Origin of the sequence: Paenibacillus sp. FSL L8-0470 (genome assembly GCF_038008625.1) — a bacterium.
Classification (GTDB): Bacteria; Bacillota; Bacilli; order Paenibacillales; family Paenibacillaceae; genus Paenibacillus_AQ.
In genome coordinates this window covers 5,551,352-5,564,614 of record NZ_JBBOZM010000001.1, presented here as the reverse complement: position 1 = coordinate 5,564,614, position 13,263 = coordinate 5,551,352, and the positions used below count along the sequence as shown (strand labels likewise).

The window sequence follows — 13,263 nt, the reverse complement described above, 5'->3', positions numbered from 1 at the left end:
GATACTTTGGAACTGTATTCCAAGTGAGAGTAAATGACTGTAAGACAGGACTTTACATAGCTGCTGAAGGCTTTCTTGACATTAAGAGTGAACTTGTCATCGTTTTCTCATCTAGTTTCACCCTTACTCATCTTTTAAATTGATACTAATAACAATCATAAGCTGTATGTGTTCGCAGTAATAGACGTTTATCAAAGTTTCGAAGCATTTCACCTCTTTGTTCTAATGAGTGGCAGGGGGACTACCGTCTGAGTACTAGTGGTATGTTCAATCGAGCCAAAAGCTAAAATAAAAAAAGACTCAGGGATAAATATCACCTGCAGCCTTATTCATGTTATTGGGTCTGTAAGGAAACCAGATGTCTTATTTGTCAGCAAGATAGCCTAAATCGTATTTGAAGAGAGGACTGGAGGATACAGGCTTCATAAATGTAACATCAGGTAAGTTGCCGTCTGATTTTCTGGGTGCAGATAATTGGGACGTATCCAAGCTTACAAAATCTTCGGAAGTGATCTGAAGACCACCATCAATTGTCCAAGAGTTATTGGCTACATTTTCTGTTGAATTGTTATCATTTCTTATTGTTGTACCTTTGTAAGCAATGTTATTATGTAAAATTTCTCTGTAACCAGGTATGTTGTTTATATCAGTTGGACTAACCCGTTCTAGCATATCAAAGTTAGATTTAGCATTGTTATAGGCTGTGTTATTAGTCCAGTTAGCGGATTGTCCTGGCATATGATTAGCATAAAAGCCATTAGCTCCGTTATTAACAGCTAAGGAGTATTTAACGGTATGTATCGGCAAGGGATCTGGAATTCCAGTTGTTCTGTAAGCATATCCGCCAACCTTAAACCCATTTTGGTCACCTACACCATTTTGATTCCCCTGATTATTAAACGACCAGCAATGGTCATAAATCACTGCTCCGGTTGAACTGATACTGTCAAAACCATCATCACTGTTATTCCAGGCGCGGGAGTTAATGAAAGAAACAGCTCCTCCATGAGCACCAAAACCATCTGTATTTTTAGCAGATACATCAGTAGGTCCAATATTGTTATAAGCATCCGAATTCAGGACAGTTCCTGTTCCACGTCCAGTATAGTAAAAACCAATCGCTTCATTATTATGAGCAGCCACATTAGTGATATCGGCTTGCCCTTTAATTCTAAAGGCTTCAGATTGCTCCCGTTCCCCTACTTTAATCCCTATGACATCAAATCCATTGAACGTGATGCCAGTCACACCATCTTCAACATAAAAAGCAGCGACACGTAAATTAGTAGGTACATTTTGAAAATCGAAAACAGGGCGTTCTCCAGGATAAGCCACATAGGAAATCCCGCTCTTGATAAAATCATTTACATAATTGTAAGTACTATCGGTTTTTGCAATTTCAAACTCATCATAAACACCTCCACGAATATATACGGTTTCCCCGGAGGACGCTGCTGATTGTGCTTTCATCAAACTCTTAAATGGTTTACTTTCGGTTCCTGGATTGCTGTCACTGCCAGCCGGTGAAACGTAATAACTTGCTGTACTTGTTGCATAAACAGAGAATGCCATGAAAAATGCTGCAAGCATACAACCGATCACCAACAAACTACCTATTTTCTTCACAAAATCTTCTCCCTGCAAATTGAATTGGTATATCCTATATTCTATCGTTATTATTTCATGATTATTTCATAGGTCTTTTCAACTGAATTTTTCATTTTTAATTCGTTTCAGAGGTAGAAGCAATCATAGGTAGTTAGGAGTAAAAATGGATATCCAGGTACGGTTGATCGAAGGCAGCATCAACATTTGAGACATATGTGAGACGCGGCGGCATGGTAAATTCGATTGGGCGTCTTGGTACGAGCGCTGTAAACTTCTTTTGTTCCATAAAAATGCTCCCCATACAGTAACAGGTTTTTATTATTTCACCTGTCTACTATATGGGGAGCATATCTTTTCGGGACCCCCTATTTCTATGAAGAATTAGAGGTTAGCGGCCTCCTTTTACCAAATCAAAAAGTCTCGGTCCAGCAACCGAAGGATTGCTTCCAGGAAAAAGTAGTCGCCGTAAATGATTGGTACTTCCCGGTCCGACTCCCGGTGATACTTTCCGGAGCCGTGGGAGACGATCGAATCCATTTCGGGGTTCCACTCACAGAATTTCTCGTCGATCTTTCTCAAGAGACGGACCGCCGCCTTTATATACAACCCTTTCTCATACTCGCCTACAAATTCCGATAGCTCCAGCAGTCCGCAAGCGGCGCATACGGCGGCAGTCGTATCATAATAAACAGGCTCCTCCGGCGAACGGAAATCGATGACCACCTCGTAATCATTCACGGCCGCACTCGCGATGAAATAATGCGCCGTCCGTTTGGCGGCATTCAGATATTCCGGCTTCTTGGTATACCGGTAGGAAAGCGCCATGCCATAGATGGCCCAGGACTGGCCGCGGGTCCAGGAAGAGCCGCTTTCATACCCTTGGCCTCCCGGATTATCCAGATACTCGCCGGTTTCCGTATCAAATTTCACTAAGTGATTGCAGGAGCCATCCGACCGCAATACGTACAGTAGCGCCATATCTGCGTGCTTAATTGCAATCTGCTTTAAGCCGGAGTCCTTTCGCTGGTCAGCTGCCCAATACAGCAGCGGCAGATTCATCAGGCAATCCACAATGGCGATGCCCTCCAGCCCTTCATTCCAGGCGCGGATATATTCTCCGGCTGGCTGGAACCGCCCGGCCAGAATACCTGCTGCATGAAGCCCCCGGATTCGGGATTGCTTATTTCCTGTGAGCCGGTAATCGGCCACTGCCGTATGTAGCCACAAAAATCCCATGTCGTGATCCAGGCCTATATAGTCAGCGAACCCTTGATCCAGCCTTGCTTCAATTTGTTCAGCCGTTTCTTTGTACACATCGTCCTTGGTGGCGTGGTACATCTGCCACAGGATGCCGCCCCAGAAGCCGTTTGTCCACCAGACAAGATTACGTTCTCCCATGTCTTCGTAGGTTCCATTGACTGGAATATAGGGCATGATCGGGCCGGTGCGCTGACACTCTGCTTTTAATTTTATGGCAAGCTTATCCCAAACTTGGGCCGCCCACTGGCGGTCTGCTTCACTAACTGCATATCTCATAACCGTTTCCACTTCCTGTCCGTATTTTGACGTCTGCAAAGTCTGTTTCAATTCTGGTTTCGACACGAATTCTTCCCTTGGGAATCCGGTATTCGATGGCAGGGATGATCGTTGTGGGGAAAATCAGATTGGTATTGGGCGCGCTGGTGATGACCATCGCTTTGCCGGTTTCGGAGGCCGCAGTGCTTCTGCCGTTAGAATCTGTGACCACAGCTAGCGTGCCGCCCGCGTGGCTGCGGGTCTCTCCGGGCAAGTCCGGATAAGCAAAGCCGCAGTCGTAAGCGGTGCATTCCAGCTGACTTGTGATGATGTGGCGCCGGATATGCCCCTTAGCGGTGGGAATCAGCCATGTCTCCACCTCGATGCCTTCTACAGGGCTCCATTTGGAATATACCTCTGTTTCGGTGACGGAAAATTCCAGGCAACCTCTTCTTACGTAAATCATATTGTGAACGGAAAAAGCCAGCATACTATCGGTTCCTGCCTCGTGCAACTGGCAGTACGATCTGGGACAGCTGAAACCGAACCGGGTGGAATAAGCGAATTTCGCATATTTTTCCGCTGCGTGGGTAAGCTGCAGAACCGGATATTGCCCACCCGTAAGCGCCGTAACATCATACCCCCTGCGGCTGATGAGCATATTACACTCTGGGATGACCATCTGTTTTTCCAGCTTGGGCAAGGGCTCGCTCTTCACTTTCCAGAACTCGTGTTCCGCGGGAAGGGCGAGGAGGGCGAAGGTTTTGAAGGCCCAATAGGGGGAACCGGAGGCATTATATCCCTCTGACATATTGAGATTCGGATACGCATAACCGATGGATAACACGCCGCCATTGTCATAAATGGGCTGCCGGAGCCACTGCTCCATATGCCGCCCGATTAGCCCTTTGAGTACCCCCGGCGGTAGGACATCCAGCTCCAGCATGGCGCTCATGCTCCAGAAGGCCGCCTGTGCAAAGCGGTAGGTCATGGACCTTCCGAAGGGCAGCGCTTTGCCTTCATCATCAAACCAGTAGATAAATGTTCCGGCAAATTCTTTGGCTCTTGCTTTAAACAGTGCTGATCTTACCGGATCTTCCTCTTCCATAAACTTGGCGTACAGGAGGCAATAAAAATGAATGGCAAAGGATATATAGTAATCCTTTTGCGGCCGCAATCCATCGGAATACCAGCCATTCCCCAAATAGAAGGACTCATATTTAGCCATCGCCTCCTCCATCCGCTCATTGCTATAGGGACTTCCCACATGCTTCAGGGCCAGGTTGGTAATGACATTGAAATACTGCCAATTGTTTTCGGCCAAGGAATACAGGTTAATCTGACCCAGCCATGCTGCCAGATGGGTGCGGCTATGCTCCGCCAGAGGTTCCCATAATTTCTCCGGAATCATCAGCAGACCAAAGGCGATGGCGGCCATTTCCACCATCCGCTGGTCTTTATCATGCAGGTCTCCCCAATATTCGGGAGCATCCGGATTTGTCCCGCTGGCAAGCCCCTCCAGATAAACCGGAAGCAGGCTTACATCTTCACCGCCGCCGGCCCAATAAGGGACCAGCCCCCATAGCAGCCGTGAAAAGCCTTCCATGCCGGCAATCCTGTTCCCGTATCCGGCCGTTTCAGCACCAAGCTGAAGTCTTGCCTTTCCCGGGCTGAAACGACCCTTTAAGGGCTCTATCATGGAAAGGAGCAGGCCTTCATAAAATTCTCTGCTGCCATAATCCGTTACTGCTTCCATAGCTGTCATCCACCTTTCTGCGCATAGTCAAGCCACTGTGCGACATAAGTCCAATCCATCAGATAGGGAGTGGCAGCAACAGCCGCCACTCCAGGATCAAGCGCTCTGGTTATACATTCATAACAAATAGTCTATACTTCCCGGTGGTTCAAAAGAGATGCGAGGAATACAAGAGTCAATCCTTGCCCCCAGCCTTGTATCCGCTGGCGCGGTACTCCCATGTAGCCTGCTGCATTCTGCATTACTGCCGTACCGGCAGACACGTTCTGTACCGATCCATCCGGGGATATGCTGGACAGAATGCCGGCAGTCGCCCGGTTGATAGCCTTGTTGTAGAGCTTGCCCTTGGAGAGCAGAGCAGCGGCAATACCAGCCGAAGCGGAGACTTCAGAATAAGACTCAGGATTGGTAAGTACCGTCTTCCATAATCCATCCTCTCCTTGCAGGCGTACCAAGGCGCTGAGCTGGTCTCTGAGGGAACCATCAATGACCATGAATGAAGGATGGGTAACATGAATCATCCGCAGGGCGCGGGCCATCGTGATAGCAGCCCAGGCATTGCCTCTCCCCCAGAATATTCCGGACATATTAGTCTGTGACACATGGTCCCAGCCATGGCAGTACAGGTTGGTTACAGGATTCTGAAGGAAACGCTCATGCCCATGATATTGCAGTATTCCATCCTCCAGATAATCCTCACGCCCCAGCAGATGCCCGATTCTTACCAGGAAATAGCCGGCCATAAATAGCGTATCCACCCAAGCCTGCTGGGGAAAGTTGTAAGCTTCTGAATTCACGGTGTGCTGGAAGACCCCATCTGCAAATCTCACGGCATCGTGCTTCAGGAATTCAGCCATCTGCACAGCATGATCCTTGTATACGTTATCCCCGGTAGCCTGGTACAAAGAAAGCAGGGTATGTCCAATGGACACCGCATTAACGGTAAGACGGGGTAATCCGTCTTCCAGCTGCTCATCTACCCATTCCTTCAGTTGATTCATATATTCTTCTTGGCCAGTTGCTTCATATGCCTCTGCGACTCCATAGAAGGCCACGCCTCCCGGCCAGTCCCAGTCGAAATCCATTTGAAAGGTCCGCTGTACCACACGGTCGAGGGCATCGCGGATCGCTTGTTCGTCGAATTGTAAAACAGTCATTACTGTCTTCCACCTTTCTGCTATATATGGGCTGATCGGTCAACCTTTCACCGCACCGATCATAACGCCTTTCTCAAAGTACTTTTGCACAAAGGGATACACACACAGGATTGGGACCGTCGCTACTATTATCGTGGCATATTTAATGGTTTCTCCAATCATGAATTGATCAGCCGAGCTGGCTCCTGTGGCCATGTTGTCCGTCGAGTTGGAAATCAGGATTTCACGGAGGATCAGCTGAAGCGGGAACAGGTTGCGGTCCTTCAGAAAGATAGAGGCGTAGAACCAGGCATTCCATTTCTCCACGGCATAATAGAGGACCATCACGGCTACGACGGGCTTAGATAAAGGCAGAATGATCCGGAACAGGATCGTCAAATGATTGGCTCCGTCAATCTTTGCCGATTCCTCAAGGCTCTCGGGAATGGCGGAGAATGCGGTACGCATAATAATCAGGTTAAAGGTGCTTACGGCGAACGGTATGATGGTTGCCCATATGGAATCAATCAGACCGACTCCCTTTACGATCAAATACATCGGGATCAGGCCGCCGTGGAAGAACATCGTGAACACGATCAGCAGGGTAAAGGCACTGTTCCACATTACATTTTTTCTGGATAACACATAGGCCGCTATGGAAGTCAGAAGCATGTTGAGCGTGACACCGAAGATCAGAATGAACAGTGTATTGCCATAACCTTTGATAATGCCGGGATTACTAAAAACGCTTCGATAGGCTTCTAAGCTGAAGCCTAACGGTTTATATAAAAAACCTTTGTTCGCAACCAGCTGTGAGGAATCACTGAAAGAAGCGAATAGCACATATAAAAGCGGGTAGAGCGTAACTATAACAAGAAGAATCAGAGCGGTATTAATAATGAAATCAAATGCCTTATTTTTGAAGCCTTTTTCGGCATGCATAACGGTTTCCTCCTACCAAAGACTGGTTTTATTGACTCTGCGGCTGATATAATTGGCCGAGATCAATAGAATGAGATTAACGAGCGAGTTGAACAGACCTACAGCTGAGCTGTAGCTCCAGCCGAATTCCAGCAGGCCTTTACGGTACACAAAGGAGGAAATCACGTCAGCCGTTTCATAGGTTACGGGATTGTAGAGCAGAATGATTTTCTCAAAGCCGACATTTAGCATATTGCCCATCCGGAGGATAAACATAATGGTAATTGTGGGTATGATTCCGGGAAGCGTAATGTGCAGCATTTGCTTCAGGCGGTTGGCACCGTCAATCCGGGCTGCTTCATACTGTTCCTGATCGATGCCCGCCAGGGCGGCAATATAAATAATTGATTCCCAGCCGACTTTCTGCCAGATTTCGGAAAGAATATAAATCGGGCGGAACAGACCAGGCTTCTGCAGCATAGCGGTTCCGTCATAACCGATCCAAGAGAATAATGTATTAATAACCCCGTTGCTGTTGGTGAAGTCCGTGATCATTCCACAAATCACGACGAGTGAAATAAAGTAGGGCATATATGAAAAGGTCTGCACCACACGTTTGAAGGACTGATTCCTGACTTCATTGATAAGCAGAGCCAGTATGATCGGAGCCGGAAACATAAATACAATAGAATACAAACTGATGACTACCGTGTTTTTTAGAATCCGCCAGAAATAGTAGCTGGAGAAGAAGTCCTGAAAGTGCTGGAGTCCTACCCAGTCACTGTCTACAATCCCTTTCATCGGTGAAAAATCTTTAAAGGCTATAATCGCCCCATACATCGGTGCATAATGAAAAACAACGTAATAGAGCATCACTGGGATCATCATGAAATACAACAGTTTGTTCAGTTTGAAATCCCGGATGAAACGATGCTTGAAGCTATTATTTAGGGTAGTTTGTACTCCCGTCATTGGAGCTAGTTTGGCCATGGTTTCTCTTTTCCTCCTTACGGGAGCAGAGCAGGGACTGTTTGTTCTGTCTGCTCCCGGTGTGGCTTGTGGTTTAGCGCTTCAAATACCGCTCCAGCGCTGCCTGTTTAATTTCAATGGCACGCGAGAGCTTGACGGAATTAAGTTTTTCCAGATATTTATCATAGGCATCCAGCGGCTCTGTACCCAGGATAATCTTTAATGTCATTTCGTCCACCAGCGTGTTCACATCGGCCATGATGTTGGCGAATTCTGCACTTTCTTCAGGAGTTGGCGTAACGAGCGGAAGCTGGTAGTTAGCCATATCTGTATTTTTCCATAAGGCTACCGCGTCTTGCTGTTCCGGCAAGTTCAGGTATTGCTCGGAAACCCGCTTATCGGAAATAAATGGGCCTCCGGTATTGCCCCGGATATACAGAGACATGGCTTGAGCAGGGGCCAGCTTGTCGGGGTTGTTCATGATAAGATCAGTGAATTTCGGACTGCCGTTTTCCATGGTGTAGCTGACGCCTTCGATTCCGAAATTAAAGAGCAGCTGTCCTTCCTCGCTGTAGCCATAATCGAGCAATTTGACCGCCAGCTCCGCATTCTTGGATGTTGCCGAGATGGCTACCATCCCGCCGGTGGAGTAGGCATAATCCCGTTGACCGAACTTTGGCGTGGTGCCTTTTTCGAGAACCGGATAAGGCGCAGCGACAATGGAGGCCTTGGCATCTATTCCTTTGAGGATAGGCGTCCACTTGCCGATACCCCCGCCTGAGTTAGCCCAGGTAGCTCCTGTCGCACCCGACGTAATGTTGGCATCCATCACCTTGGAATCCACTGTAGCCACATCTTTATCCAGCAGCCCGTCAGCATACCACTGATGGAACAGGCTCAGGAATTCCTTATAGCCCGGCTCAGCCGGACCGAACTTAACCTTTCCATCCTCCAGATAGAAATCGCGGGTAACGCCAAATGCGCCAATAAAAGCACCGTTCCCGAGCTCATTGAAGACACGCGGCTTGCCGACAAAGGAGATCGGTGCAGCAGCTCCTTTTTTCTCCTTAAACGCTTTCAAAGTAGTGGTCCATTCGTCGATCGTTTCAGGTACGGGCAGACCCAGCTCATCCAGCCAATCCTTCCGGATCACCGGACCCTGGAACGTAAGCTGGGTTTCATCTACACGGATGAAAGGGAAGGAATAGTAGCTTCCATTGTCGGTTTTAACCATTTTCTCAATCTCGGGATGCTCTTGCAGATACTTCTTATAATTCGGCGCATATTTGTCAATCAGGTCATTGAGTTCCAGGATGTAACCGTCTTTGATTGCCTTTTCCGGGCCGCCCGGGAAGTTGAAGAAGTTATACTCCAGCAAATCGGGCAATTCTCCTGAGGCCAGCATCACGTTGAAGGATTCGTCGACCTGGTTAGCCGGAGGGGTTGTGAAATCCACTGTAATCCCTGTGCGTTTCTGCCATTCCTGATAAAAAGGAACCTCCGCATGCGCGGACTTCACCCCCGTCAGATTGTTAGGCAGTGCTCCCCAATAAGTGAGCTTGGTGTCCGTTTTCAAGGGATATACCACTGCTGATTCTGATGACATGTCCGGGCTGGAAGCTGGTTCGTTCTCAGCGTTGTTCTCCGAGCATCCCGCAAGCGCGCTGCCCGCTAATAGGAATGTCATAAGAGAAAACATTAGCTTTCTGCTTGCTTTTCTCATTCTTGTTAACCCTCCCTGAGTGTACTTCATTAACATGTGCTAAGAACCTGCTGCTTCGCGGCGGTTCATGCCATAACTATAAGGTCCGCCCGGTGTTACTGTACATGCGCAGAATATCCAATCGGATTGAAAAGGGCGCCGTGGGATCGGCAATTTAGACAAACGAATAGGCAATGGGAATATAACCGGACTTTTCCAGTAGGATTGACATAAAAAATCCCCGCCTGTCATGGATGGTGACAAGCAGGGGGAGGGTGGGTTAGTCCTCGGCGATCTCTTTATACTTGCCTGGGGTAATCCCTTCAATTTTCTTAAACGTGCGGATATAAGTGCCGACATCATTGAAGCCTGATTTCTCCGCCGCCTCATTCACCGTCAGCCGCTGCTCCGTAATTAACTGCTTGGACCAGGAAATCCGCTTCTTATTGATCGTATCCATGAGCCCTTCCCCGGATTGTTCCTTGAACAGCCTGGACAGATATGTAGGCTTCATATCAAATTGCTGTCCGAGCAGAGAAACATTCAAGCCCGGATCGGTATATCGCTCATCGATAAAGGCCGATACCTTGTTGATCAGCTCACTCAAGGCCTCTTGGCGGTTCTCCTGAACATGCTGCAGCCGCTTAGCCCGGGCATAGTCGCACACTTCCCTAAGCATACCCTCAAGCTGCTCCTGCATTTCTGTAAGCGTCTCTGACGAATAAAGTCTGTCGATGCGTTTAGGATTCTGGATCAGGATGTTGTTCTGACTGGCAGTCAGTTCTCCGATGCTCTTGATCAAGGTGCCGGCCAGATCGAGTATAAGACAACGCGCTAGCGGCAGCTTTACAGGGTGATTTGAGAAATTCATCTGCAGGATTTCATCCAGGGCGCCTTGAGCCGCCTGGAAATCACCTACTTTAACATAGTTAATCAGCTGTTGCTCGCTCTGAAGAGGGTAATAATAACCTGAATCGGTCTCTGCCCGGATGTTATATCTCTGGATGTCTTCATAGGACAACACTTCCTGTTTGCCCATAACCAGCTTATACTCCATGGCCTCCAGAGCTTCCTGATAAGCTTGAGGAATCTGATGAAGTCCGCGGTGAACCTGGCTGATAGAAACGGTAATATAGATACTGTACTTATGCGCAAGAAACTCTTGGGCGCTGCGGGCCGCCTGAAGCAGATCATCCGCCTGCTCCTCTGCAGGGATCTCAGACAGGCTGATCAGACAGGGCATCGTCTCATCTGTCTCAACCAGATAGCCCCGGTGTCTGACATTGACAAGCTCCTCCACCACATTCCTCACAATAAAATGCAGCAGCCGCAGCTTCTCATCCGCTGTTTTTCCTTGAACACGTTCCAGGAAGATGTCCACATCCTCCAGATAAAATAAAAGGATGCCGAAATCTTCAGAGAGCAGCTGAATATCAAAGGCACTCAAAGCTTCAGCCAAAGGAAGCTCGTGTTCTTGCTTGCCTTTGAGTAATCTCATGATGTAATTAGAACGGAGGCTGTAGTGCTGTTTCTTCATTTCCAGCATCATATTGTCCATTTCATTCAAAGTGCTGTCCACCGCCTGCTGGATAAAAAGAAATTCGTTCGCTCCTTTCTCCCGGAGAGATACTTTATTATTGAAAGCGCGTACAATTCGCTGGATCGGATTATAGTTTTTACGCAGAAAAATATATGTCAGACCTCCGCCGCCGAGCAGGCTGGCCAGAATGCTCATCACCGTCAGTTTGCGGACCAGCTCCGCTTTTTTCCAATAGACTTCACTGGGAATCATGGAAATATATCTGAGGCTGGAAACTGCTGACTGAATAGAGAATACTTCGTACTGCTGACCTTCGGACTCCCAGATGAACATGCCGCCTGCACCGGGCTGTTTGCCGAAGGGCAACCGGGCAGGAAGGTCAGTATTCGAATTGGATACGAGCACATTGTTGTCGGAATCTGCGATCACGACATGTCCTTTACTGAAGGCTTCGATGTTAAGCAGGGAGGAGAGTATTTTGGACTTGTCGAGCAGAATCACATTAGCGCCTAAGGGCTGATCATCTTCATAATCATAGGTGCTTACATATGCGAGCGCTTCCATAGAAACGCCATTCTCGTTCGTACGTTTCACGGGCACGAAGCCTTTGAATTTCTTCCTTTGCAGAATATCAATCCACTCTTCATAGCTTAAGCTATCGGACTGGTGATTCTCAGCGTAGGCAAATCTTGTGTTCCGGTAAACTCCGGGAAGCAGGATGGTATCGCGGGAAGCCAAGTAGATATAGAACAGGTCTGTCTCCGAATAAGCAGATTGATAGAGGGACATGTCCTTGGTGGCATCATGGAGATCATACATGTATTCTTCAGGAAAGATGACATACTTGTGCTGATCGACCAGTTCACGGAACTTCGTATTCCAATTCAGCTCGAAGTCCAAGCGGTTGACCGCGTCAATCTGCTTATCCATCAGTTCTCTTAATTGTTTGAGCAAGGAATTGTTGGCCAGATGAATTTCGTCAGTGAGCATCTTGCTGGACTGGTAGTATACAATCGAGCTCAATGCAACCGGAAGCAGCAGCACGGCCATATAAGATAAAGACCAGGTCAGCAGCACACTCCTGCTATTGAACCATTTGTTCTTTATTTTCTCCATCAACATTCTCCTGTCAGAACTGCTATTTTTCAACATCGTTTATTGTACATGGCCAGCCTGTTGAATACAATTGACATTCCTGAAACACTTTACTTTACAGCATAGGTTAATAGCATGATGATGTGGCTACTCATAATAAATAGCATCATATGGGAACTCAAGCTTCTTCATCCGGTAGTCTTTCGGGGTCATTTCCATGTGTTCACGGAACACTTTGCCGAAGTAGCTGGGACTGTCAAAGCCGCATTGCCGGCCTATCTCCTGAATGGAGAGATCGGTAGTACGCAGCAGAGAGACAGCGGCTTCTACCCGCCGTTCCCGCAGATAAGCCAGGGGAGAGATCTGATCGGATTTCTGGAACAGCCGGCATAAGTGATGCTTGTTGATTCCGCAGTGTTCAGAAAGCATGTCAAGAGTCAGCGGAGCTGCGTAGTTCTCCTTCAGATACTTTTTGGCCTTCAGGATGATTGAGCTGGTAGCTGCGCTAATATCTTTGGTGACCTCCCGGCTTGTTCTGACCAAGGTCAGCATCCAACTGTAGATCTCAGTAGACAATACATACTTATCGGTAATCTTCTCTTCGGAAATCTTCCGCAGCAGTTCCTGCAATCCCGTGATGACGGGAGAAGTTGCCTCTCGTTGAATTACATGTCCCTCCTGTTCTATGATCATCTTCCAGATCCGATTGGCTTCTTCGCCTCTTAGATTAAGCCATAGAATTTCCCAGGGCTGCGTCTGATCATTGTAGTAGTATCGGTGTTTACTGGGAATTTGGACCAGAAATCCGGAACCTTTAGGCACAGGCACGATCTGCTGATCCACATCAATCCAGCCCTGGCCGCTGAGTGTATATTGGAAAATGACATGTCCTGAATCCGGCCGTTCGTCACCAGAGAAACTGTATTCAGTACTTCTGACCCTCTGCCAACCAATAGAATCCAGAGTCAAGATTGATTTATCTTCATTTCGAAAAGCATAAGAAGATGGCTCTAACATTGAC

9 protein-coding genes are annotated in these 13,263 nt (G+C 47.7%); all 9 read right to left on the bottom strand.

Annotation, left to right across the window (positions count from 1 at the left end; genetic code table 11):
* Positions 1-363: 363 nt before the first annotated feature.
* Positions 364-1,626, bottom strand: a complete 1,263-nt coding sequence (locus tag NST99_RS25380) for a right-handed parallel beta-helix repeat-containing protein (protein ID WP_341095349.1) — start codon at positions 1,624-1,626, stop codon at positions 364-366.
* 384 nt (positions 1,627-2,010) lie between these two features.
* A complete protein-coding gene (locus NST99_RS25375) occupies positions 2,011-3,144 on the bottom strand; it encodes a glycoside hydrolase family 88 protein (protein WP_341095347.1) in 1,134 nt (377 codons plus the stop codon).
* The gene (locus NST99_RS25370) at positions 3,128-4,879 is read right to left on the bottom strand and encodes a DUF2264 domain-containing protein (RefSeq protein ID WP_341095345.1); all 1,752 of its coding nucleotides are present in this window, start codon (positions 4,877-4,879) and stop codon (positions 3,128-3,130) included. Before NST99_RS25370 ends, NST99_RS25375 begins: the two co-directional genes overlap by 17 nt.
* Before the next feature lie 131 nt (positions 4,880-5,010).
* Positions 5,011-6,036: a glycoside hydrolase family 88/105 protein gene (locus NST99_RS25365; RefSeq protein ID WP_341095343.1), complete on the bottom strand. Its 1,026-nt coding sequence runs from the start codon at positions 6,034-6,036 to the stop codon at positions 5,011-5,013.
* 39 nt (positions 6,037-6,075) lie between these two features.
* Entirely contained in the window at positions 6,076-6,957 is an 882-nt protein-coding gene (locus NST99_RS25360) for a carbohydrate ABC transporter permease (protein WP_341095341.1), read from the bottom strand.
* Positions 6,958-6,969: 12 nt separating this feature from the next.
* On the bottom strand, positions 6,970-7,926 hold the full coding sequence (locus NST99_RS25355; protein ID WP_445744988.1) for an ABC transporter permease: 957 nt from the start codon (positions 7,924-7,926) through the stop codon (positions 6,970-6,972).
* Positions 7,927-7,999: 73 nt separating this feature from the next.
* Complete coding sequence (locus NST99_RS25350) at positions 8,000-9,592, bottom strand: extracellular solute-binding protein (protein ID WP_341095339.1); 1,593 nt, start codon at positions 9,590-9,592, stop codon at positions 8,000-8,002.
* Between the two features lie 295 nt (positions 9,593-9,887).
* Entirely contained in the window at positions 9,888-12,263 is a 2,376-nt protein-coding gene (locus NST99_RS25345) for a helix-turn-helix domain-containing protein (protein WP_341095337.1), read from the bottom strand.
* A 126-nt stretch (positions 12,264-12,389) separates the two neighbouring features.
* Entirely contained in the window at positions 12,390-13,259 is an 870-nt protein-coding gene (locus NST99_RS25340) for an AraC family transcriptional regulator (protein WP_341095335.1), read from the bottom strand.
* Between the last annotated feature and the right edge of the window lie 4 nt (positions 13,260-13,263).